The organism is Photorhabdus sp. RM96S (assembly GCF_042879335.1).
Classification (GTDB): domain Bacteria; phylum Pseudomonadota; class Gammaproteobacteria; order Enterobacterales; family Enterobacteriaceae; genus Photorhabdus; species Photorhabdus kayaii.
This window is the reverse complement of record NZ_JBHFKT010000034.1, coordinates 24,994-49,320: the sequence shown is the minus strand read 5'-3', so window position 1 is coordinate 49,320 and position 24,327 is coordinate 24,994. Positions and strand designations below refer to the sequence as shown.

Annotated in this window: 23 protein-coding genes; 12 read left to right on the top strand and 11 right to left on the bottom strand. The window is 42.6% G+C overall.

Annotated features, from left to right (window positions below; translation table 11 throughout):
- Positions 1-227 precede the first annotated feature (227 nt).
- Positions 228-626 (top strand): aspartate 1-decarboxylase autocleavage activator PanM, encoded by a 399-nt coding sequence (gene panM / locus ACGF49_RS18495; protein WP_113043712.1) that lies wholly within the window; start codon positions 228-230, stop codon positions 624-626.
- On the opposite strand, the gene ACGF49_RS18490 is transcribed toward panM, so the two are convergent.
- The 5 genes from ACGF49_RS18490 to ftsY all read right to left on the bottom strand — a co-directional run bounded on the left by ACGF49_RS18490 (position 614) and on the right by ftsY (position 5,915).
- Positions 614-1,753: a glycerate kinase gene (locus ACGF49_RS18490; protein WP_113043741.1), complete on the bottom strand. Its 1,140-nt coding sequence runs from the start codon at positions 1,751-1,753 to the stop codon at positions 614-616. The two genes, panM and ACGF49_RS18490, sit on opposite strands and share 13 nt — an antisense overlap.
- Positions 1,754-1,856: 103 nt before the next feature.
- Positions 1,857-2,714, bottom strand: a complete 858-nt coding sequence (gene rpoH, locus ACGF49_RS18485; protein WP_113043713.1) for an RNA polymerase sigma factor RpoH — start codon at positions 2,712-2,714, stop codon at positions 1,857-1,859.
- A gap of 341 nt (positions 2,715-3,055) precedes the next feature.
- Positions 3,056-4,030 (bottom strand): permease-like cell division protein FtsX, encoded by a 975-nt coding sequence (ftsX, locus tag ACGF49_RS18480; RefSeq protein WP_112878267.1) that lies wholly within the window; start codon positions 4,028-4,030, stop codon positions 3,056-3,058.
- Positions 4,023-4,688 carry a cell division ATP-binding protein FtsE gene (gene ftsE / locus ACGF49_RS18475; RefSeq protein ID WP_113043714.1) on the bottom strand — a complete coding sequence of 222 codons (666 nt, stop codon included), beginning with the start codon at positions 4,686-4,688 and terminating at the stop codon, positions 4,023-4,025. The genes ftsX and ftsE overlap by 8 nt, the downstream gene beginning before the upstream one ends.
- Positions 4,689-4,694: 6 nt before the next feature.
- Positions 4,695-5,915: a signal recognition particle-docking protein FtsY gene (ftsY, locus tag ACGF49_RS18470; protein ID WP_113043715.1), complete on the bottom strand. Its 1,221-nt coding sequence runs from the start codon at positions 5,913-5,915 to the stop codon at positions 4,695-4,697.
- A gap of 158 nt (positions 5,916-6,073) precedes the next feature.
- Here ftsY and rsmD point away from each other — a divergent pair, with 158 nt between their 5' ends.
- The 5 genes from rsmD (at position 6,074) to ACGF49_RS18445 (ending at position 10,594) form a co-directional block, all read left to right on the top strand.
- Entirely contained in the window at positions 6,074-6,658 is a 585-nt protein-coding gene (gene rsmD, locus ACGF49_RS18465; protein WP_113043716.1) for a 16S rRNA (guanine(966)-N(2))-methyltransferase, read from the top strand.
- A gap of 23 nt (positions 6,659-6,681) precedes the next feature.
- Positions 6,682-6,963 (top strand): DUF1145 family protein, encoded by a 282-nt coding sequence (locus tag ACGF49_RS18460; RefSeq protein WP_112878263.1) that lies wholly within the window; start codon positions 6,682-6,684, stop codon positions 6,961-6,963.
- 388 nt (positions 6,964-7,351) lie between these two features.
- The gene (locus ACGF49_RS18455; RefSeq protein WP_113043717.1) at positions 7,352-7,978 is read left to right on the top strand and encodes a lysoplasmalogenase; all 627 of its coding nucleotides are present in this window, start codon (positions 7,352-7,354) and stop codon (positions 7,976-7,978) included.
- Positions 7,979-8,122: 144 nt separating this feature from the next.
- Positions 8,123-10,408 carry a zinc/cadmium/mercury/lead-transporting ATPase gene (locus ACGF49_RS18450; RefSeq protein ID WP_262978073.1) on the top strand — a complete coding sequence of 762 codons (2,286 nt, stop codon included), beginning with the start codon at positions 8,123-8,125 and terminating at the stop codon, positions 10,406-10,408.
- A 6-nt stretch (positions 10,409-10,414) separates the two neighbouring features.
- Positions 10,415-10,594 carry a hypothetical protein gene (locus tag ACGF49_RS18445; protein WP_158536604.1) on the top strand — a complete coding sequence of 60 codons (180 nt, stop codon included), beginning with the start codon at positions 10,415-10,417 and terminating at the stop codon, positions 10,592-10,594.
- A gap of 92 nt (positions 10,595-10,686) precedes the next feature.
- On the opposite strand, the gene tusA is transcribed toward ACGF49_RS18445, so the two are convergent.
- Entirely contained in the window at positions 10,687-10,941 is a 255-nt protein-coding gene (gene tusA / locus ACGF49_RS18440) for a sulfurtransferase TusA (RefSeq protein WP_113043719.1), read from the bottom strand.
- 187 nt (positions 10,942-11,128) lie between these two features.
- Here tusA and ACGF49_RS18435 point away from each other — a divergent pair, with 187 nt between their 5' ends.
- Both ACGF49_RS18435 and ACGF49_RS18430 read left to right on the top strand, forming a co-directional pair.
- On the top strand, positions 11,129-11,803 hold the full coding sequence (locus ACGF49_RS18435; protein WP_113043720.1) for a 7-cyano-7-deazaguanine/7-aminomethyl-7-deazaguanine transporter: 675 nt from the start codon (positions 11,129-11,131) through the stop codon (positions 11,801-11,803).
- A 385-nt stretch (positions 11,804-12,188) separates the two neighbouring features.
- Positions 12,189-13,289 (top strand): glycerol dehydrogenase, encoded by a 1,101-nt coding sequence (locus ACGF49_RS18430; protein WP_113043722.1) that lies wholly within the window; start codon positions 12,189-12,191, stop codon positions 13,287-13,289.
- A 193-nt stretch (positions 13,290-13,482) separates the two neighbouring features.
- On the opposite strand, the gene ACGF49_RS18425 is transcribed toward ACGF49_RS18430, so the two are convergent.
- From ACGF49_RS18425 to ACGF49_RS18415, 3 genes are all read right to left on the bottom strand, one after another.
- The gene (locus tag ACGF49_RS18425) at positions 13,483-13,962 is read right to left on the bottom strand and encodes a tetratricopeptide repeat protein (RefSeq protein ID WP_387492197.1); all 480 of its coding nucleotides are present in this window, start codon (positions 13,960-13,962) and stop codon (positions 13,483-13,485) included.
- 674 nt (positions 13,963-14,636) lie between these two features.
- Positions 14,637-15,068, bottom strand: a complete 432-nt coding sequence (locus ACGF49_RS18420) for a DUF29 domain-containing protein (protein ID WP_271859567.1) — start codon at positions 15,066-15,068, stop codon at positions 14,637-14,639.
- 185 nt (positions 15,069-15,253) lie between these two features.
- Positions 15,254-15,685 carry a DUF29 domain-containing protein gene (locus ACGF49_RS18415; RefSeq protein WP_011148236.1) on the bottom strand — a complete coding sequence of 144 codons (432 nt, stop codon included), beginning with the start codon at positions 15,683-15,685 and terminating at the stop codon, positions 15,254-15,256.
- Between the two features lie 503 nt (positions 15,686-16,188).
- Between ACGF49_RS18415 and glpT the strand changes: the two genes are divergently transcribed.
- Positions 16,189-17,541, top strand: coding sequence for a glycerol-3-phosphate transporter (gene glpT / locus ACGF49_RS18410; RefSeq protein ID WP_113043726.1), 1,353 nt, complete (start codon positions 16,189-16,191; stop codon positions 17,539-17,541).
- 179 nt (positions 17,542-17,720) lie between these two features.
- Positions 17,721-18,797 (top strand): glycerophosphodiester phosphodiesterase, encoded by a 1,077-nt coding sequence (gene glpQ, locus ACGF49_RS18405; protein WP_113043727.1) that lies wholly within the window; start codon positions 17,721-17,723, stop codon positions 18,795-18,797.
- 43 nt (positions 18,798-18,840) lie between these two features.
- On the opposite strand, the gene epmA is transcribed toward glpQ, so the two are convergent.
- Both epmA and ACGF49_RS18395 read right to left on the bottom strand, forming a co-directional pair.
- Positions 18,841-19,818, bottom strand: coding sequence for an elongation factor P--(R)-beta-lysine ligase (epmA, locus tag ACGF49_RS18400; RefSeq protein WP_113043728.1), 978 nt, complete (start codon positions 19,816-19,818; stop codon positions 18,841-18,843).
- A 264-nt stretch (positions 19,819-20,082) separates the two neighbouring features.
- A complete protein-coding gene (locus ACGF49_RS18395) occupies positions 20,083-20,496 on the bottom strand; it encodes a hypothetical protein (RefSeq protein ID WP_113043729.1) in 414 nt (137 codons plus the stop codon).
- A gap of 1,297 nt (positions 20,497-21,793) precedes the next feature.
- Between ACGF49_RS18395 and frdA the strand changes: the two genes are divergently transcribed.
- Complete coding sequence (gene frdA / locus ACGF49_RS18390) at positions 21,794-23,590, top strand: fumarate reductase (quinol) flavoprotein subunit (RefSeq protein ID WP_228900961.1); 1,797 nt, start codon at positions 21,794-21,796, stop codon at positions 23,588-23,590.
- Positions 23,583-24,317 carry a succinate dehydrogenase/fumarate reductase iron-sulfur subunit gene (locus ACGF49_RS18385; RefSeq protein ID WP_113043731.1) on the top strand — a complete coding sequence of 245 codons (735 nt, stop codon included), beginning with the start codon at positions 23,583-23,585 and terminating at the stop codon, positions 24,315-24,317. The genes frdA and ACGF49_RS18385 overlap by 8 nt, the downstream gene beginning before the upstream one ends.
- Positions 24,318-24,327 lie beyond the last annotated feature (10 nt).

The window sequence follows — 24,327 nt, the reverse complement described above, 5'->3', positions numbered from 1 at the left end:
ATCAAATTAACAAGGTAGATAAAAGCATTAATTACAGCATAAAATACCGCCAAAGTTGATTGGAATTTAGACAAAACATAGTGTGATATTCTGGTTAAATATTAGTAAAGCAATCTTTAACTCGAAATATCGATCATGTTAAAAACATTTTTCCAGTAACGTATAAAAGCGGTTACGCGACACTCCACTCTATCGATCTATGCAACTAAAATTGATATGGAAAAACCATGAAGCTAACTATTGAACAACTTACTGTTTTGTCCGCACAAGATATGATTGATCTGAAAAAAATCTGGCCTCAGCAAATACCTGAACAGTGGCAAATCCATCTAAAAAACGGAAATAAACTGTTCGCTGCTCGTTTTAATGATAGATTACTGGCCGCAGTAAAAGTGACTTTCAGTGATCAATCCGGCCTGCTTAAAGATTTATGTGTCCGTGAAATAACACGCCGCCGGGGAGTGGGTTTATATCTGATAAATGAAATAAAAGCTCAGCATCCCACCATTAACCAGTGGAAGTTAAGCCTTGAAGGGTTCTCCGATGCTAACGAACCAGCATTAAAAGGTTTTATGAGTGCCTGTGGTTTTTACTACGATCCCAAATCAAATTCTTATTCTAGCTGACCCATTTTCCAGACCGCAGCCACATTGCGGGCAGTCACCCTCAAATTCTCATGCCCGCAAGCAAGAGCGTCAGAAAGAGAACAAACGCCGGGCATAATTGAGAAAACGGCATCCAATCCGTGCTCATGAACGATGCTATAGTTCTGACTTATACTGCCAACTAATGCAATGGTTGAAATAGCATACTTTTTGGCGATACGAGCAACACCAATCGGTGTTTTACCGTAAATAGTCTGGCTGTCCATTCGGCCTTCACCAGTAATAACCAGATCAGCGCCTTGTACTGCCTTTTCCAATTCCAGCGTGGAGATAACAATATCAATTCCCGGTTGCAATTTAGCGTCCAACCAACCAAGTAAAGGAACGCCCATTCCCCCTGCTGCTCCTGCACCCGGTACGTCAATGACCTTAATGCCGGTCAGTAACTCAATTTTCTCACCATAATGGCGCAAGGCTGCATCCAACTCTTTCACCATCTCTGGTGTCGCTCCTTTCTGTGGCCCGAAAATAGCAGATGCACCAAACTCGCCGCATAATGGGTTAGTCACATCACAGGCAACGATAATTTCAGTCCGACTCAAACGAACGTCCAAACCAGAAAGATCGATTTTAGCGAGCCGACTTAGCGCAGCCCCGCCAGCTTCCAACGCTTTACCATCAGAATCAAGCAAACAAGCCCCCAACGCCTGCATCATACCGGCACCGCCATCATTAGTCGCGCTACCACCAATGCCTAAAATTATCTTTCTGACACCTTGATCCAAAGCAGCCAACATCAGCTCGCCGGTACCATAAGTCGTGGTTATCAGCGGATTACGCTTTTCCATCGGCACCAGATGTAAGCCAGAAGCCGCCGCGATTTCAATAACAGCGGTTTCTCCATCACCTAGCACGCCGAAAAAGCTATCCACCGGCTGATTTAACGGACCAGTAACCGACAGGTGTACAACTCTCCCATTGGTGGCTGCAACCATCGATTCAACCGTACCTTCACCGCCATCAGCCATCGGCAATTTAATGTATTCTGCTTGTGGATAGATTTCCCGAAATCCTTGCTCTATCGCTTCAGCGGCCTGCAAGGCACTGAGACTTTCTTTAAATGAGTCAGGCGCAATAACAATTTTCATAGGATTAGATGACAACAATGAAAAATAAAACAAAAAAGGCGATAAACCATTATCGCCTTTTTAATTTATTCATTGCGAATGCATTAACGCAAAATCACTCTATTTATGCCTCAATGGCTACACGCAATTTTTTCATGGCATTTTTTTCAAGCTGACGTACACGCTCCGCAGAAACACCATACTTATCCGCCAGTTCTTGCAGGGTAGATTTATTGTCATCATCTAACCAGCGGCAACGGATAATATCCTGACTGCGCTCGTCTAAACTTTCCATCGCTACCGATAATTTATCAGCCGCATGGTTTTCCCAATTGTCCTCTTCAATGCCGTCTGCAAAATCAGATGCTTTATCCTGAAGATACAGCACTGGCGCAACCGGTTGACCTTCCTGACTATCATCATCGGCAGACATATCAAACGCCATATCCTGCGCTGACATACGAGATTCCATCTCACGCACATCTTTACTGGTCACACCAAGTTCTTTGGCGACCATTTCTACTTCGTCCTGATTGAACCACCCTAAGCGCTGTTTAGTTTTACGCAGGTTAAAGAACAGCTTACGCTGTGCTTTAGTTGTTGCAACTTTAACAATACGCCAGTTACGCAGTACATATTCATGGATTTCAGCTTTAATCCAGTGGACGGCAAAAGAAACCAGACGCACCCCTACTTCCGGGTTAAAACGACGTACTGCTTTCATCAGGCCAATATTCCCTTCCTGAATTAAATCCGCCTGAGGTAGCCCATAACCAGCATAGCTACGAGCGACATGAACAACGAAGCGCAGATGAGACAGAATCAGCTTCTTAGCTGCATCCAGATCTCCCTGGTAATGCAGCCTTTCAGCCAGTTCCTTCTCTTCCTCTGCTGTCAGCATTGGATAAATATTAGAGGCACGGATATAGCCCTCTAGACTTCCTTGAGGAACTAACGCTAAGGTTTGCATTTCTTTGGCCATTCAAATCCTCTCAAATAAGGCTCAAATCGTTAGTATGGATTAGATTACATCAGTGTATATGAGAACCTACGTTCAACATACAGCGGTACAGTCTATCACCAGAATGTGCATATTCAAGTTACAGATCCGTGGAAGAGTAATAATTTCAGTACCGACCATCCCGATAATGGGTCCACAGAACAAAAAATAACAGATAGTTTTATATTTATGCAACTACCTTTATTTGTACTATCCCCGACAAATATTAATCCCATTTCACAAAAGCGCCCGCCAGGTTCACCGGGAGAGTACAAGCACCTTTTTAATTAATTCTACACAGAAGAAAATCGAAAATTACCGTTTTATTCTGGCGTAAAATGACGCAAATGCTGAGTTGTCGCCAACCAAGCAGCGACCCAACCAATCATTGCGGAGAGCAAAACTAGCAGCAGGGACTCATCCCATGAAAGCCCATGTAAATTAAATGTCGTGCCAAATACACTGGCAACCTGTGTGACAACATCAGAAAGTTTCCACACCAACAGCGCAGACAAAATTAACGATAAAATTGCCCCCAAAGCCCCTAACAAAGCACCACCATTGAGGAACGGGCGCAAAATAAAGCCATCCGTTGCACCAATAAGCTTCATCACGTTAATCGTATCACGATGACTGAAGATGCTGAGACGCACACTATTACCGATGACCAAAAACAGCGCAACGATCATCAGAATACCGATTACTGTCACAATCTGACCGATAAGACCTGTCAGCGCCGCCAGACGAGCAAACCAGCTATCATCCATCCGAACTTCTTCAATACCTTTAACCTGAGAAACTCTATCACGCAGCGTGGTCAGCGTCTGTGAACTCTGAAAATCGATTTTCGGTGTGATAATAGCCACCGCGGGCAACGGATTCTCTTCCAGCATATCCAGTGCGCTACCAAAGCCAGACCAGGCGCGGAATTCTGTCATTGCTTCCTGACGTGAGAGATAGTTGACATTATCCACACCATCAAGTGCTTTCAGCTCACTTATTAATTTCTGAGCACTGCTATCATCCAGTGATTTATCGAGATATACCGTCAGTTGAGGGGAGGGATACCATGTCTCCGCAGCCTGGCTGACATTCTTCCACACAATGTAACAAACACTTGGTAATGTCAGGGAGATAGCAATCACCATCACGGTCAACAAAGTTGCCAACGGCTGACGCGACATATCTGTCAACGTATTCATCCAAGCATAGCGCCACTGCTCACGCCATCCTCCTTGTAAAACTTTACTTTTCGATCTTGTTACTTTCCCCGCTGCCTTACGCACATTTTTAACCATGATGCTCTCCCGCCATACGGCCTTGGCTCAGAGTCAGAATACGATATTTCCGTCTTTCAATCAGTGCCATATCATGGGTCGCTATCAGCACTGTCACCCCAACCCGATTAAATTCTTCAAACAGTCGTAAAATACCCTCCGACAACTCACCATCCAGATTACCGGTAGGTTCATCCGCCAACAAAACAGTCGGCTTATTCACAACCGCACGAGCAATGCCAACTCGTTGTTGTTCTCCCCCTGAAAGTTGAATTGGGAAATTTTTCGCTTTGTCCAGCAGACCAACCTTATCCAAAGCAGCGGAAGTCCGACGACGGATATCTTCAGAACTTGCACCTGAAATAATCAGTGGCATTGCCACATTATCGTATACCGTCCGACCCAACAGCAGATGATGATCTTGGAAAATCATACCAATCTGACGACGTAGAAAAGGTACCTCACGGCTTTTTAACCGGCTGATATCATGACCGGCAAACCAGATATGTCCGGCACTAGGCCGCTCAATGCCACAGATAAGTTTCAGCAAGGTACTTTTACCTGCCCCTGAGTGACCGATTAGAAATGCCATTTCCGCAGGGCGCAAATGAAAATCCACCCCTTGCAGGGCTTGCCGTCCCCCCAGATAAGCTTTACTGACCTGTTCAAAGCGAATCATAGGTAATTAATCCTCTCGGGCAAAAAGTGCCTCTATAAAGTCGTCTGCCTTAAATGGCCGTAGATCTTCAATTCCTTCACCAACCCCAATATAACGAATAGGAATTTCAAACTGATCAGCAATGGCGAAAATTACTCCACCTTTGGCAGTACCATCCAGTTTTGTCAATGAGATGCCTGTCAACCCAACAGCTTCATGGAATAGTTTAGCCTGATTTATCGCATTCTGACCGGTACTGGCATCCAATGTCAGCATAATTTCATGTGGAGCATTTTCGTCCAGTTTTTTCATCACTCGGACAATCTTCTTCAATTCTTCCATCAGATGAGATTTATTTTGCAAACGACCTGCGGTATCTGCAATCAGGACATCGACACCTTTGGCTTTAGCTGACTGAATAGCATCGAAAATCACAGAAGCGGGATCAGCGCCAGTATGTTGCGCCACTACCGGAATATGGTTACGTTCCCCCCACACCTGTAACTGTTCAACGGCGGCTGCACGGAAAGTATCTCCGGCTGCCAGCATGACAGATTTACCTTGTGCCTGAAATTGACGCGCCAATTTACCAATTGTCGTGGTTTTTCCAACACCATTAACACCAACCATCAGAATGACGTACGGCGTTTTTCCTTCAATGTCCAAGGGTTTATTCACTTTAGTCAGAATACCAGACATCTCTTCTTTCAGTTTGGCATACAACGCTTCTGCGTCTTTTAGCTCTTTACGGCTGGCATGTGTTGTCAAACTGCTAATGATTTTACGGGTAGTATCGACACCAACATCAGCAATCAATAACTGCTCTTCCAATTCATCAAATAGGTCATCATCGATCTTTTTGCCACTGAATAGACTAAGAAAACCGGACCCTAAATTCTGACGAGTTTTAACCAAACTGCGTTTCAGGCGAGAGAAAAAGCCCTCTTTAGTCGGACGCTCTTGCTCTTTTGATATAACTAGCTCTGTCTGTTCAGTTTGTACCTGCTCTGCCGCCAACCTTGCGGCTTCCTCGGCAAGACGCTGTTGTTCCGCCTGCTCCGCCGCCAATCTTGCGGCTTCCTCGGCAAGACGCTGTTGTTCCGCCTGCTCCGCCGCCAACCTTGCAGCTTCCTCGGCAAGACGTTGCTGTTCCGCCTGCTCCGCCGCCAATTGTTCTTCTTTTTGCTGCTCTTCCTGACGGCCACGCCCGAACCAGGAGAAAAAGCCTCTTTTTTTCTCTTTTGCCATTAGCCACTGCTCTCCTCAAGGTTAAATCATGGCGTTACAACAAGGAATAATAACGAAATTAGAAACAGTCTAACATTTTCGTAATAGCTCAACACATATCAATCATGAATTTCATGGTAAATTAATGCCTGTAAGTCTTAACAACTGTTACGCAAATTATGGCAAAGAAATCACAACGGCAATCGATGGGACAAATCCGCATTATTGGCGGAAAATGGCGAGGCCGAAAATTACCTGTACCGGATAGCCCTGGATTACGTCCAACGACAGATCGTGTCAGAGAGACGCTATTTAACTGGCTAGCCCCAGTTATTCAGGAAGCACACTGCTTGGATTGCTATGCAGGAAGCGGAGCACTTGGATTAGAAGCGCTTTCTCGTTATGCAGCCCAAGTTACCCTAATTGAATATGAACGTAATATAGCCAAACAGCTTTCCGCGAATTTGGATCTGCTCAGTACCCAAAACGCCGAGGTCATTAACGACAGTGCATTAACCTATTTATCCCAATCAGGAAAACCCTACGATGTCGTTTTCCTTGATCCTCCTTTTCGTAAAGGAATGCTTAGCGAAACTATAAAATTGTTGGAAGAGCAAAATTGGCTGGCAGATGAAAGCTGGATTTATGTTGAGGCTGAATCTGAATCAATGGCGATTGATGTGCCTGTTAACTGGCAACTTCATCGTGAAAAAGTCGCCGGACAAGTCGCATACCGGCTCTATATCCGTTACTTACCTGCATAACGCTTACTTTGGAGTATACACTGATGTTTATTCAATTGGGCAAACTGTTAATGATCTGCGTTTGGGGATTTCTGATCTTTAACCTGATCCATCCATTTCCAAAACCATTGAAGTATTTTATGGATGTCGCCATGATTTTCATGGTGGTCATGCATGCATTTCAAATGCTGCTTCTGAAAACCAGTCAGCCCAAAGACCAAAAACTCTCTAGCCTGATGCAAACCAAGATCTTCTTTTTTGGTGTTTTTGAACTACTGTCAATGCAGAAAAAACAACGGAAAGAGAAAAGCCATCACCTCAAATAGTAGACACACGCCCCAACACCCGGAAAGTATATATACCCGTCATCTTTCAAGTTGCCTCTTTGTTGGCTGCACTCGCTCACCCCGGTCACATAGTTACCTATGCTCCCGGGGATTCACTCCTTGGCCGTCGCGATGCATCTTGAAATCCATAGGATATACAATTATGTGAGGAATGATTCATTTCATTCCTCTTTCCGGTTATGAGGAGGGCGTTCAGAATTCTGTCTCAACACAACTTATTGCCTGCTTTCTTTGCTGAACAGATAAATCATTTCTTAATTTATTGCCTATTTCCGCACAGATACTTAAACCAATCTCTATTATTTAAGTCTATATTTTGATAGTAAAAGAGTAGAACCCTTATCCATTACTTATTTAAGGAACAAAGATGAGCTGGCCATTTATTGCAGTATTTCTTTCTGGTTGGTTGTATGTTGATGCAGCTTACCGTGGTCCAAACTGGCAAAGATGGCTATTCAGGCCAGTCACTCTGCTATTGTTGTTATTGTGGGCATGGCAAGCGCCTGAGCTGCATATTTCAGGTTATTTAATCTGTCTTGGGTTATTCACTGCTTTAATATCAGATGCTCTGCGCATGCTCCCCAGTAAGTATTCACTACTCTCCCTAAGCACATTATTCCTCTGTTATCTGCTCTACACGATAAGCTTTGTAATGCAGATGAATTTCAGTTTCTTCTTCCCGCTGCCATTAATTTTACTGGTTCTGGGCTCCGTTATTCTGCTGGTTATTTGGAATAAACTGGAGGAAATGCGCTGGCTAGTCGTTGCCTCAATTGTCATGCTCCTGATAATGGTGTGGATGGCAGGTGAACAATATTTCTCCCTTAATACAGCGTATGGTTTCTCCCTGTTAGCAGGCACTATCTTGTTGTTACTGTCACATAGTGTCTGGTTGATTAACCATTACCGTTTCCAGTTCAAATCTTCTAAGGCGATTGTAGCAACCTGTTATTTTATCGGCCATTTTCTGATTATTCGTTCTATTTATCTTTAATAAAAAGATTAAGTTGAAAATAGATATCAGCACTCAGTCGTACAATTTGACAACTTTATTTTTTCTTTTTATTGACTCTGGAGTAGGCTCCAAAGTGTAGAGTTTAATCATTATCTTTGAGTTAACTCTATTCAGGGGGAGTCCATGTACTCAAATTCAAACAAAAATAGTGCTCATCAACATAACCACCAGCATGGAAGCTGTTGCGCGACGACTACTTGTTCAGATCAGGCTAAACAAGTTAGTGAACATTTACATCATCATGAACATGAACATGGTAAGGCTTGCTCACATAAGCATCACCCTTCCCATGATACACAAGAGACACAAGCACCTGCGCTTTTGGCAAACCAACGTTTCAGTTGGGTGGTTAATGGTATGGATTGTCCAAGTTGTGCCCGTAAAATTGAAACCGCGGTTAGCAAAATTCCAGAAGTGAAACAAGCCAAGGTTCTATTCGCAACAGAAAAACTAGTTGTGGATGCGGATACCGATATACGTTCAGCCGTTATTCAAGCCGTTAATCAGGCTGGATTTACTCTACGCAATTCCGATTCAAGTCAGAAAGCAGAAAAAAGCAGCCGCTGGAAAGAATTTGCCCCAATCATCACTCTTTCACTGATGATGCTGATAAGTTGGGGAATCTCTCACATCAATCCCTCATTTGGCCGTATTGCCTTTATCATCACCACCGTGATTGGATTGGTACCTATTGTCACCAAAGCCTGGCAGCTCATACGATCAGGCACGCCATTCGCCATTGAAACATTGATGAGTGTTGCCGCCATTGGCGCACTGTTTATTGACGCCACCGCTGAAGCAGCAATGGTACTACTGCTGTTTATGCTGGGTGAAATGCTGGAAGCTTATGCTGCCGGCCGTGCTCGTCGAGGGGTTAGCGCATTGATGGCACTGGTGCCGGAAGAGGCTCTACTGATAAAAAATGGTGAAAAAAGAACTGTCCCAGTTTCAGACCTTCGCCCTGGCGATATCATCGAGATTGCTCCAGGCGGACGTTTACCCACTGATGCCGAATTACTCAATTCATTCGCTAGCTTTGATGAAAGTGCACTGACAGGCGAATCTATTCCGGTTGAACGAATGCAAGGAGAAAAAGTTCCGGCAGGTTGTTTATCCGTGGATCGTGCAGTCCAAATGAAAGTGCTGTCCGAACAGGGCAACAATGCCATTGACCGTATTCTGCAACTGATTGAAGAAGCCGAAGAACGCCGCGCACCGATTGAGCGTTTCATTGACCGTTTTAGCCGGATTTACACTCCGCTGATTATGCTGTTTTCTGCGTTGGTTATCATCATTCCACCTACTGTATTCAGCCAACCTTGGGACACATGGATCTACCGTGGTCTTACTTTGCTACTGATCGGTTGCCCTTGTGCTTTAGTGATTTCCACACCCGCCGCAATTACCTCTGCCCTTGCAGCAGCAACCCGCCGAGGTGCCTTGATTAAAGGTGGTGCGGCACTGGAACAACTGGGACTAATCACCACTATCGCTTTTGATAAAACCGGTACGCTGACCGCCGGTAAACCACAAGTCACAGATATACAACCAGCAGAAAACATCAGCGAATCCCAGTTATTAACTTTGGCTTCCGCAGTAGAAAGCGGCTCCCACCACCCACTGGCTAAAGCCATTTTGCAATATGCAGAAAGTAAAAACGTTAGTATTACCGAAGCTGAACACCGTAAAGCGCTGGCGGGTGTTGGTGTTGAAGGTCAGTTGGACGGTAAACGTATTCTCGTCAGTGCGCCCGGAAAACTGCCAGCAAACACGTTATCTGAGCATTGGAAACAAAAAATTGTTCAGTTAGAAGATTGCGGTAAAACCGTTGTTGCCGTGATGCATGATGAACAATTTACTGGCCTTATCGCGATGCAAGATACGTTACGTCAAGATGCAATTGATGCTATCCGTTTACTGAAAGATCAAGGTATTAAATCGGTGATGTTGACAGGGGATAACCCACGTGCAGCAACTGCAATTGCCGGTCAGTTAGGGATAGATTTCCGCGCCGGGTTAATGCCAGAAGATAAAGTCAAAGCGGTCATTGCATTGAATAAAGATCACAGCACAATGATGGTCGGTGACGGCATCAATGACGCACCCGCAATGAAAGCTTCCAGTATCGGTGTAGCGATGGGAAGCGGTACCGATGTCGCTCTGGAAACCGCAGATGCAGCATTGACTCACAACCGTCTGACAGGTTTGTCGGAAATCATCACCCTTTCCCGCGCAACGCACAATAATATCCGTCAAAACATTGCTATTGCCTTGGGGCTAAAAGGGATCTTCCTTATCACTAGCCTATTGGGTATTACAGGCTTGTGGATGGCAGTACTGGCGGATTCTGGCGCAACCGCTCTTGTGACGGCAAACGCGGTAAGGTTATTGAGGATTAAGCTGAAATAACGAAAATTGCCTAGCTATACCCTATGGATTTCAAGATGCATCGCGACGGCAAGGGAGCGAATCCCCGGGAGCATAGCGAACTATGTGACCGGGGTGAGTGAGTGCAGCCAACAAAGAGGCAGCTTGAAAGATAACGGGTATATTAAGGATATGAGTCTTATTTCCAGCTCATATCCTGTGCTATAGCAAGATAAATTCAGTGGTGAAAACTCATTGACGTTCGAAGGCATGGTAAAAAGTAAAAGCGTTCATTTCTCAACTTGGCTGTTATATTCAATTCAGAGTTGACTCTCTTTTTTCCGAACCAGATAGCGGTAAGGCATTTGTTCCGTTTCTTGCGCAATCAGTTGATGCTCCATAAAATGGCAGAAACTGGGAATATCACGCGTAGTTGCCGGATCATCAGCAAGAATTAATAACATCTGCCCTGCTTCCATATGACGCACAGTTTTCCGCACCATCATTACTGGTTCAGGACAGCGAAGCCCTTGTGTATCAAGGGTCTGGTCTGGATGAGTAAACACATCGGGCATAACTTATCTCTACAATTTCAGTCAGTCTATTAGACCGAATTATATTATAAAAAAGCCAGCAAAAATTAACTTTACATACCGGCATTTTGAATTCGTGCACAACCGACATATCATGTGAGGTGCCGTCAGTTAAAACGGCAGATCTTTCATTGGGTTCCCTCACCCCATATTTCAAAAAAGGTACAATATGTTTTTATCAACTACGATTACACAACAGCGTGCTATCGCTTTAATTTGGCTTTCGTTATTCCACATTCTGATTATTATTTCCAGTAATTATCTGGTGCAGCTACCCGTCTCTATTTTCGGTTTTCATACCACTTGGGGAGCCTTTACTTTTCCATTTATTTTCCTTGCAACAGATTTGACGGTTCGTATCTACGGCGCACCACTGGCAAGGCGGATCATTACCACCGTTATGATCCCCGCATTGCTGATCTCTTATATAATTTCTGCCCTATTTTTCCAAGGAGAGTGGCAAGAGTTTACCGCGCTACTTGAATTCAATCTCTTTGTTGCCCGTATTGCCTGCGCCAGCTTTATGGCTTACTTCCTTGGGCAGATATTGGATGTATACGTCTTCAATCGTCTGCGCCGGAGACGCAATTGGTGGGTCGCTCCCGCAGCGGCGATGTTCTTCGGCAACTTACTTGATACCCTAGCCTTTTTCTCTATCGCTTTCTATCGCAGTACCGATGCTTTCATGGCCGCTAACTGGATCGAGATTGGGTTAGTCGATTACTGCTTTAAGCTATTAATTTATTTAATCTTTTTCTTGCCAGCTTACGGCATTTTGTTGAACCTGATTCTCAAGTACTTCTTTAACTATCAAATTAATAATAGCCACATTCAAGTTCGCTGATTTTTATACACCCAACCGATAGCTGTCTCTTAATCAGATCGCCTGATTAAGAGATCGGTAAAGCAATACCTGCCACTCTGTCCGCTTTTTACCTGTCCAACCCACTAGCTTCCCCAAACGCAGCTATGAAGAAAAAGGGCCTGTTCCAGTACAGAGATCCGGGTATAGATCAAAAAAACACACATTTCCCACGACAAAATGGGCATAACAACTTTATTTATCCATAACCAACCATTAATTTTTATAGATGGTGTTAGTCTGTGAAGTAATTTAAGTACTTTTTTCATCCGAAGATAGTTTACCAGTCTGTCACATTTTGCTCCTTGTTCATTAGGAAAATTGATGCGACAAACAGACATTGAGTTTCCACAAAAGGAATATTCTTATGCTGAAAATTATTCAATCCCCATCCAAATATATTCAGGGACCTGATGCCCTGCTCCATATTGGTAAATACACAAAAACTATCGCCGACCACGTTTTGGTTATCATCGGTAACTCCGCGATGAAATTGGTGGGAGATACTGTTCATAGCAGCCTGGAACAGCATGAAATCACTCGTCATTTTGAAGTGTTTGGCGGCGAATGTAGTTGGAATGAGATTAAACGCCTGTCTGACATTCTTAAACAACATGAATGCCAAGCCGTTATTGGTATCGGTGGCGGCAAAGTACAAGATACCGCAAAAGCGGTCGCTTACGAATCCAGATTGCCGGTTCTGATTGCTCCCACTATCGCTTCCACTAACGCCCCAACCAGTGCTCTCTCTGTTATTTACAGCGATGATGGCAAATATGAAGACTATCTGTTTCTCCCAACAAACCCAGATATTGTCCTAATCGATACCAACATTATCGCTAAAGCCCCAACCCGTTTTTTCATTGCCGGAATTGGCGATGCGCTGGCAACTTACTTCGAAACCCGCATTTATGGAGTCGGCCATAAACCTCGAATGACAGATGGTGCGATATCCCGTACCACAATAGCCCTCGCTCATCTCTGTTACGAAACTTTGTTAGAAGAAGGCTATAAAGCAAAATTGGCTGTTGAAACAGACGTCAGTACACCTGCGGTGGAAAATGTCATCGAAGCTATTACTTACTTAAGCGGCCTGAGCTTTGAAAATACGGGTGTAGCCGCCGCTCATTCCGTACACAATGGCTTTACCGTATTGGAAGAATGCCACCACATGTACCACGGCGAAAAAGTCGCCTTCGGGGTATTAGTTCAACTAATACTGGAAAATAGCCCAAATGAAGAATTGGACACTTTCCTTGATTTCTGTGTACAGATGGGACTACCGGTTACTCTGGATCAACTTGGAGTAAAAGATGGTGAAAAACTGAAAGAAAAAGTGATGGCAGTGGCAAAAGCAAGTTGTGCCGAGGACGAAACCATTCACAACATGCCTTTTGAAGTGACACCGGAAAAAGTGTACGCCGCTATTATGGCTGCTGACCGGATGGGACGCGACTGGCTGTATTAAGTTTGACAAGAGCGGGCAAATTGCCCGCTCAAATTGTTGGCAAGGCACTGATTTTTATCCAATTATTTGTTTTAATGAAGTCTCGTTCATCAAACGGAACCTGCCGCCATATTAAGAATTCTGCCTTCCCAAATTTTTCTTCCTGAAAAGATCTCACTTAAGTACTAGCAGGTTATCCCAAAATATAAATTTACTATTCTGATTTTTTCAATTTAATAACATCACTCCAATTATTAATAAGAAATGTGCATTCATGACACCCAATTTGACTTCCTTTATTAAAATACTCTTTTGCCTTATTAAAATCTTGATTTACACCAATCCCATTTAAATAATTTGTTCCAATAGTGCGATAGCCCTCAAAATATCCACTTTTTCCAGCCAATTCGAAAAGTGCTCTCGCATCTGAGTATTTATTTTCATCCTCTAAAATAAATCCCAAATTAACCATAGATCTTAACTTATATTTATCATTTCTTGATATAGATAACTTATATTTTTCACTGGCTTCTTGACGATAACCTTCTGTTTGTTGTATTACAGCAAGCATCCAGTTTGCATCTACATTACCACTATTTGCTTTCTTTATTAACGCATAATATTCATTTTCATTTTTATACCCGTCATCTTTCAAGTTGCCTCTTTGTTGGCTGCACTCGCTCACCCCGGTCACATAGTTATCTATGCTCCCGGGGATTCACTCCCTTGCCGTCGCGATCCATCTTGAAATCCATAGGGTATAGGCATTGGAATAGAGAATTCTGATAAAAAATCATCTGAATGATTAAAGACAATCGATGGGATATCTTGTATGTTCATGTCTGAACTCTGAACAATAAAAGAAAAAAAGAACACTGAGTAGAGAAAATATTTCTTATTTTTTACAAAAAAATTACTCATAATATAATCTCGCTAAAAGTATCATTTATACCCGTCATTAGTGTTAACAATTTTATCAACTAACCCATAGTCTTTACTTGGCACAGTTATTTCCTTATTGAAAACTTCCATGATTTTCTTTGATAAATTAAAGAGAATACAATTTACTGCAAATAGAAATAATTATCAATATCACTACGGAAATTTTATAAATTTATATCAAAAAATCAAATTAATAACTTGCTAATATTTTATCTTTATTACTTAATTATTATATTTTTCGATAAGAAATTAGCACTGTTGACATTTTGCGTTACTATTTTGACTAATACAATGAGCATCCACTGAAAAGCAAATAATTTCCGTTAATACTGCTTGTAGTGAAATGAAAATCAATCAACTGAGTTGTTGAGCAACGAAAAAACGCACCGTTCAAAATCAGTGCGTTAGGAAACAAATTTATCGAGTCTATTCAGGCCAAAAATTTTCATCCATTATTTGCTCAAATGTCCAAGGGCAAGTTTCAGGAAATATATTCCGATTAATTAGCGTTTCTTTTTCTGCCAATCGACGAGCAGCAATATAAGCTTTTTCCAAATGCTCATTCAACTTATTTTTCAAACTGGGAGATTCTTGCAAACAATCAATTGCCTTATCACGCTGTTCTTCAATGGTCAGTTCCCAACTCCGCCCTCTGCGATCTGCCTGATATCTCCATTTCAGTAAGTGTGCGAGTAAAATTTCCAACCGGGATCGTAATTCTCTGCGCTCGCTTCGCCCCATAGCCTCAATTTCCTCAAGAAGATTTTCCGTATCCAACTGACTCAAATCACCGGAACGAAGCAAACCTGCCTGCTCCTGCGTCCAACCATAAAAGTCGCTGTCATAACGTGTCGTCATGGTTCCTCCTCTGGGTATATACAACTGTACAAATTATGAGTCTGGCAGATTATTGGCATACCGTCAAAACAGTATATTTATCATCAAAATCGATTAGCACCCCATTCACCATAAAGGTACAACACAGTATTGCAGCTTAAAACCGGTGGTTTACCCTTCCATTTAGAAGAGTAAATTTATCGAGTCTATTCAGGCCAAAAATTTTCATCCATTATTTGCTCAAATGTCCAAGGACAAGTTTCAGGAAATACACTACGCCTAATATTAGTTTCCCTCTCCGCTGCAATAATAGCATCACCATAAGCATCAGAGGAAATTTCGCTAAGTTCTGACTTTAGGCTAGGATTTTTTTTAAGACGACGGGCTATTTTTCTTCTCTGCTCTTCAATCGTAAGCTTCCAGCTCCGACCTTGCCGTTCAGATTGGAATTGCCATTTTAGGAGGTGAAGAAACAGTACCTCAAGACGAGATTCCAGCTCGTTTCTTTGGCTATTTCCCATACTTTCTATTTCCTCCGAAAGGTTTTCCCTATCCAACTGGCTCAAATCACCGGAACGAAGCAAACTGGCTTGCTCCTGAGTCCAACCATAAAAATCACTGTTATAACGGGTCGTCATGGTTCCTCCACTGGGTATATCAGCTATACAACTGTATAAATTATGAGTCTGGCAGATTATTGGCACACCGTCAAAACAGTATGTTTATCGTTAAAATCGATTAGCAGCCCATTCGCCATAAATTGAGAAGAGCCTTTCATCTGGACGGATACATATAGAATAACAAATAGAAGATGTATGAAAACTGTGGTTTTTGTTTGATAAAGAACAGAAACGAACCAAAAACGCTCACCAATAATTAAGTAAAGATCGTTATTGTGACAATGGTCACAATTTCATTGGTAAAGCACATTTCAAAAAGTTAACAAATCACTCAGAATTATCGCCAGGGCAAAACAACTTTAACAACTGAGTGTTGTTTCACAGATAGGTTGAGTGATTTCGACTATCATCATTTTCGTTATGGAAAATAACCACTTACAAAACCTTTCATTTTCCCATCCGGTGGCATTAGTCAACCGGCAAGCTGTTTATAAAACCAAAAATGCCATCGGAGGCAAAATATGTTAAGTATTTTCAAGCCGGCACCTCATAGGTCCCGACTGTCAACAGAACAGATAGATCCAGTCTATCGTCGCTTACGTTGGCAAATTTTTATGGGGATCTTCTTTGGTTACGCGGCTTACTATCTGGTAAGGAAAAACTTTGCACTTGCAATGCCTTATCTGGTTGAGCAAGGTTTTTCCAAAGGTGAGCTCGGTTTCGCACTCTCAGGGATCTCTATCGCATACGGCATCTCCAAATTCATCATGGGCTCCGTATCCGACCGTTCTAACCCACGAGTCTTCTTACCTGCGGGTCTGATCCTCGCGGCTATTGTTATGCTGTTTATGGGTTTCGTACCCTGGGCAACGTCCAGTATCACTATCATGTTCGTACTACTGTTCTTATGTGGTTGGTTCCAGGGTATGGGTTGGCCTCCTTGTGGACGTACCATGGTGCACTGGTGGTCACAGAAAGAACGTGGCGGTATCGTTTCTATCTGGAACTGCTCACACAATGTGGGTGGTGGTTTACCACCATTGCTATTCCTGTTGGGCATGGCGTGGTTCAATGACTGGAAAGCAGCACTTTACATGCCAGCTTTCGCCGCCATTCTCCTTGCATTGATTGTATTTGCCCTGATACGTGATACACCGCAATCCTGTGGTTTGCCACCAATCGAAGAGTATAAAAACGACTATCCTTCTGATTATACAGATAAAAATGAAAATGAGTTGACAGCTAAACAGATTTTCATGCAGTACGTGTTACCGAACAAACTGCTGTGGATGGTTGCTATGGCTAACGTATTTGTTTATCTGCTACGTTACGGTATTCTTGACTGGTCACCAACCTATCTACGTGAAGCCAAGCATTTCGCACTGGATAAATCTTCATGGGCTTATTTCCTGTACGAATATGCCGGTATCCCAGGCACGCTACTATGTGGTTGGATGTCAGACAAAATATTTAAAGGTAACCGTGGTGCAACCGGTGTGTTCTTTATGACACTGGTCACTGTCGCAACTATCGTATTCTGGTTGAACCCACCAGGTAACCCCACTGTAGATATGGCTTGCATGTTGATTATTGGCTTCCTTATCTACGGCCCAGTGATGCTGACTGGTTTACATGCCCTTGAGCTGGCTCCAAAGAAAGCCGCTGGCACAGCCGCCGGCTTCACCGGCTTATTTGGTTACTTAGGCGGCTCTGTTGCTGCAAGTGCTATCATCGGCTACACCGTTGACTTTTTCGGTTGGGACAGCGGCTTTATGGTAATGATTGGCGGTAGTATCTTGTCCGTTATTCTATTGCTAATCGTTACGATTACCGAAAAAAAACATAAACAAGAAATCGCCCAACAACATGGCTAACCTCTGTCATTAAACTGTGATATATCACTGATAATATTAATTAAGCCACAGCATTATATATGCTGTGGCTTTTTTTAGCCTCTCAATTAAGAGATTATGTCAGTACGTGTTATTAACACAACCAAACTCACAGTTTAATGAGATAGATTTTATCTCATCGCTAAAACGGGGAAACACACATGCAAACTCCAATTAAAACAATGATAATGGGTATCATTTTAACTTCATCAATGTCAGGCATCACGCAAGCAGCAGATAAGATTGTTATCGCCCATCGGGGCGCAAGTGGATACTTACCTGAACACACTCTGCCGGCTAAAGCGATGGCTTATGCCGAAGGTGCTGATTATCTGGAACAAGATCTGGTCATGACTAAAGATGATGAACTGATAATCTTACATGACCATTACCTTGATCGTGTAACTGACGTTGCCAATAAATTCCCTAGCCGTGCTCGCCAAGATGGACGCTACTATGCCATTGACTTCACCTTGTCCGAAATCAAGTCACTAAAATTCACGGAAAGCTTCGATATTAAAAATAATCAACAGATACAAAGCTACACCAATCGTTTCCCAATGTGGAAATCTGATTTCCGAATCCACACTTTTCAGGAAGAGATTGAATTTGTTCAAGGATTAAACAAATCTACCGGCAAAAACATCGGTATTTATCCTGAAATCAAAGCACCGTGGTTCCACCAACAAGAGGGAAAAGATATTTCTACTAAGGTACTAGCCGTGCTAAAAGCGTATGGTTACACCAAGAAAAGCGACAAAATTTATCTGCAATGTTTTGATACCAACGAACTCAAACGCATCAAAAACGAATTGGAACCTAAGTTAGGCATGGATCTGAAACTGATTCAACTTATCGCCTACACCGATTGGAATGAAACTTATGAAAAACAATCAGACGGCAAATGGACAAATTACAGCTATGACTGGATGTTCAAACCCGGTGCGATGAGAGAAGTGGCACAATACGCTGATGGCATCGGCCCTGATTATCATATGATTGTGGCGGAGTATTCCACACCAACCAATATTAAGCTAACTAGTCTGGTAAAAGAAGCTCACACCAACAATCTGGAAGTCCATCCATACACGATTCGAGTTGATCAACTGCCTAAATACGCCACCAGCGGCGATCAACTGTTCGATATTATGTATAACCAAGCGGGCGTAGACGGTGTATTCACCGATTTTCCTGACTTGGGTGTGAAATTCCTGCAAAAACAGCATCAACATAAATAAGATGCAAACAGGGTGCCTTAATCAGCGCCCTGTTGCTTAATAATTACGCCTTACTTATCGAAAAGGCCATAACATCACTGAGCTTTTCAGCCCCCAAAGCCAACATCACCAAACGATCGACACCAATCGCCACACCTGCACACTCAGGCATTCCTTGTTTCAGGGCGCCAATCAGGTTTTCATCAATTGGTCGAACAGGTAAACCCAACGCTGCACGTTTACGGTTATCCCGTTCAAAACGCTGGCACTGCTCATTGCCATCAGTCAGCTCACGGAAGCCATTTGCCAATTCAACGCCTTTAAAATAGACTTCAAAACGCTCTGCAACTCGATGATCTTCTTTGCTGATTTCCGCCAAAGAAGCCTGAGAAGCCGGAAAATGGTAGATAAAAGTTGGTTTTTCAGTACCAATGTGCGGTTCAACACCAACAGCAAACAAAAGTTGTAATAAAGTATCCCGATCCTCTTCTATATCAGCAATATTACTCAGATCCAGCTTGGCGGCGATTTCACGCAGCTTTTCTTTCTCTGCTGATAGCGGATCAATATCCAGATAACGCAGGAAAGCTTGTTGATAAGAGAGTGATTCTGCACTTTCACAGTCAAGGATTTGTTGAAGTAAATCATCAACTTCATTCATCAAACGATACATATCATAGTGAGGCCGATACCATTCCAACATGGTAAATTCAGGATTATGATAACGACCCGCCTCTTCATTACGGAAACAGCGACCGAGCTGATAAATAGGGCCACTTCCTGCTGCCAGTAAGCGTTTCATGTGATATTCCGGACTTGTCATCAGATAAAGAGTCATACCATCTGCGGCACCTGGACCAACAAACTCCGTCTGAAAAGAAAACAATTGGATATCAGTCACTGTAAACTGACCTATCGCAGGTGTTTCAACTTCCAATACCCCACGATCTGCGAAAAAGCGCCGTATTCCTGCTAAAATAGTCGCTCGTTTCAACAAGTTGGCGATAGGTGCACTTGGCTGCCAGTTTGCTGTTTCGCTCATGTAAATGACTCCAAAATAAAACAAAACGTGCAGTCTACCTGCATCACACATATCAGACAAATTATTACCGCCTGATCATCCCGGAACAACTTAGCTTGTCTTATACTCGTTATCTTTCAAGTTGCCTCTTTGTTGGCTGCACTCGCTCACCCCGGTCACATCGTTATCTATGCTCCCGGGGATTCACTCCTTTGCCGTCGCGATCCATCTTGAAATCCATAGGGTATATATCACAACAAAGCCAATACCAGACAAAATCACTATTTACTCTAACAGAGTTATCAATCTAAAGTGGCAAAATCCGTCTATATTGGTTTTATCAGGCTTAATATAATTAATACCTTTTATACTAAGCCTAGTCAGATATTTTCCATTATCTGCCTTTAGCGCTATTACATTATCGTCAACATCTTCTACAGTAAACGTAGAAGAAGCATCAACATTCAATGCCGCCGCTTCAATATAATTACCACCAGGCCGAACAACCCGACTCAAATAGAGCCCATTGTCTGCCCGAAGTGCTATCGTATAAGCATCAAATAGCGTCACTACATATCGGGAAGAAGTACCAAGTGTATATCTTCCAGCCTGAATATAATTAATCTTTCCTTGACTGAATCGACTCAAATAAAGTCCATTATCTGCCATCAATGCGATAGTATGCTCTGATAATGCCATCATACTCTCCGTTTAAATATATACCCGTCATCTTTCAAGTTGCCTCTTTGTTGGCTGCACTCACTCACCCCGGTCACATCGTTATCTATGCTCCCGGGGATTCACTCCCTTGCCGCCGCGATGCATCTTGAAATCCATAGGGTATAATTAATTATAGAATACCATTTAAACCTCATATCGACTCTCTATGCCCATAGAAATAAAACTCCCTTGTTGAATATATACTACTACCGTTAAACAATAAAATGTATTCTCTCTTTATTATGGATGACATTGCCAATTATCACTTATAATTATTAAATGACCAGAAGCAATTATCATATTTAGATTAAAAGTAAGATATTATAAAGAAACTGAAAAATAATTTAAAATGATAATTATAATATGACCAGTCATACTAAAAATACATTATTAATCAAATTATTATTAAATATAATTAATATTTTATCTGGTGTATTAAGTGACTAATCCTATTTTAATAGTAAAAATAGTGGTCAGGTAAAATTGACCACCATAATATGATGTCAGCAAAGATCACAATTGTCTAATTACAGTTTTATAACTTTAAACTGGCAATATATATCTAGGTCGTATTTATCCGGTTTATACTCAAGATACTTCAAAGTGCATGTTTGAAAAACAATTATGTTGTTGAATTTAAATGTTTTTATATCTGACAGCTCAAGCATCTTGAAGTTCATTCGGTATATACAAGCAATACGATTATTAAACACCAAAATATATTTTGGTGTTTATTTTAAGTAATATAATTATTTAAGACTTAATTATAATATTCATTAAACACGAATAACTTTCACATTTAAATTATAAAACCATAAACTATAAATAAAATAAAAATCCATTTAAAATTATTAACTGCAACATTACCAAAGTAAAATAAAAATTTTAAATCTCGTTGCATTTAAATAATTTCTAATATCGACAAAAAAAATACCAAGCAAGCCAAATTCATATTGTATGGCTTTGATAATCAGCTCCACAAGTGATTCCCCTCTAGGTAATAGCTCTGTCGGTCAATGATAAATTAAAGTTACTAATTCCTGTCTTAGATCAAGTTTTAGTGATCAAATCCGACAAAATACCCTTTCATATCAAATTTATCTCACTTAGAACCCGTTATACTTAATTCAATACAAACAGTAATAAACAGCTTCCCTTGATCGTTAAAACACCGGATTTTACCTACAGAATGTTGTATATGAAAAATAACAACATTTAGGAAAGTTACGACGATTTTGCTTACTAATTAATTTCACTTAAACAATGGAGAAGCACAGTGCAAATCTTTAATGCCGATCTCGCGATTATCGGAGCCGGAGGCGCAGGTCTACGTGCCGCAATTGCCGCCGCTGAGGCTAATCCTCAGATGAAGATTGCTCTGATCTCAAAAGTTTACCCAATGCGTAGCCACACTGTGGCAGCGGAAGGTGGATCAGCAGCAGTCACCCAAGCTCACGACTCCTACGACTTCCATTTCAACGATACCGTATCCGGTGGTGACTGGTTATGCGAGCAAGATGTTGTTGAATATTTCGTCGAAAATTGCCCGACAGAAATGATCCAACTAGAACAGTGGGGCTGTCCGTGGAGCCGTAAAGAAGATGGTTCCGTCAACGTGCGTCGCTTTGGTGGTATGAAGATAGAGCGCACCTGGTTCGCTGCGGATAAAACTGGCTTCCACATGTTACATACACTATTCCAAACCTCCCTTAAGTATCCTCAAATTCAACGCTTTGATGAGCATTTTGTCCTCGATATTCTGGTAGATGAAGGACAGGTGCGTGGCCTAGTTGCGCTGAATATGATGGAAGGTACCAAAATTCAGATCAGGGCTAATGCCGTTATTATGGCAACTGGTGGCGCAGGCCGTGTATATCGTTACAATACCAACGGCGGTATCGTGACCGGTGATGGCATGGGTATAGCTTTCCGTCACGGCGTACCACTGCGTGATATGGAATTTGTTCAGTATCATCCAACCGGCCTGCCGGGTTCCGGTATCCTAATGACAGAAGGTTGTCGTGGTGAAGGTGGAATTCTGGTCAACAAAGATGGCTACCGCTATTTACAAGATTATGGCCTCGGCCCCGAAACGCCATTAGGCAAACCTGAAAACAAATATATGGAACTAGGTCCCCGTGACAAAGTTTCTCAGGCTTTTTGGCATGAATGGCGGGCCGGTCGTACTATCTCAACTCCACGTGGCAATGTGGTTTATCTGGATCTACGCCATTTGGGGGAGAAAAAATTACTTGAACGCCTCCCCTTCATCTGTGAATTGGCAAAGGCATATGTTGGTGTTGATCCAGTTAAAGAGCCCATTCCGGTCCGGCCTACTGCACATTACACTATGGGTGGTATCGAAACTGACCAGAAATGTGAAACCCTCATTAAAGGGCTGTTCGCTGTTGGTGAATGTTCTTCCGTTGGCCTGCATGGTGCAAACCGCCTTGGTTCCAATTCTCTGGCTGAATTGGTGGTCTTTGGCCGTCTGGCTGGTGAAGAAGCAGTAAAACATGTTCAACAAACCAAACCCGTTAATGACCGCACATTGGATGCCCAGGCACGTGATGTAGTCGCACGTTTGAACAACTTACTGAAACAAAAAGGGACGGAAAGTTGGTCGAAGATCCGTGATGAAATGGGTATCTCGATGGAAGAAGGCTGCGGTATCTATCGCACCCCTGAACTCATGCTAAAAACGATCGATAAGATTGCTGAACTAAAAGATCGCTTCAAAAGGGTGAAAATTACCGATAACACCAATGTGTTCAACACTGATCTACTGTACACCATTGAGCTTGGCTTTAGCCTGGATGTGGCTGAATGTATGATTCACTCTGCGATAAACCGTAAAGAATCCCGTGGCGCTCATCAACGCCTGGATGAAGGTTGTACCGAACGTGATGATGAAAACTTCCTAAAACATACGCTCGCTTTCTATAACCCTGAGAGTGTTCCTCGCCTAGAATACAGTGATGTGAAAATCACCAAATCCATACCCGCAAAACGTGTATATGGCGGTGAAGCCGCGGCACAAGAGAAAAAGTATAAGGAGCAGGAGAATGGTTGATATGAACACCCTGAAAATGGAGGTCATGCGCTATAACCCGGAAAGTGACCATAAACCCCATTTTATCACCTATGAGATTCCTTATGATGAGCAGACTTCTCTACTCGATGCCCTAGGTTACATTAAAGACAATCTCGCTCCCGATCTCTCTTACCGCTGGTCTTGCCGTATGGCTATCTGTGGTTCTTGCGGCATGATGGTTAACCGTGTGCCGAAACTGGCCTGTAAAACCTTCTTGCGTGATTATCCTCAAGGAATGAAAGTTGAAGCGCTGGCTAATTTCCCTATTGAACGTGACCTGGTAGTTGATATGACCCACTTCATTGAAAGCCTGGAAGCCATCAAACCATACATCATTGGGAATGACCGTAGACCTTCTGAAGGCCCAAATATTCAAACTCCAGCACAGATGGCAAAATATCATCAATTTTCCGGCTGTATCAACTGTGGCTTATGTTATGCCGCTTGCCCTCAGTTTGGTCTGAACCCTGAATTTATCGGCCCGGCGGCGATCACGCTAGCTCACCGTTACAACCTCGACAACCGCGACCACGGTAAGAAAAAGCGTATGCCCCAACTTAATAGCCAGAATGGGGTATGGAGCTGTACATTCGTTGGTTACTGTTCTGAGGTCTGTCCGAAACATGTCGATCCAGCAGCGGCTATCCAACAAGGCAAGATCGAAAGCGCGAAAGACTTCATGATCGCCATGCTAAAACCACAATAGGGGGAGAAAG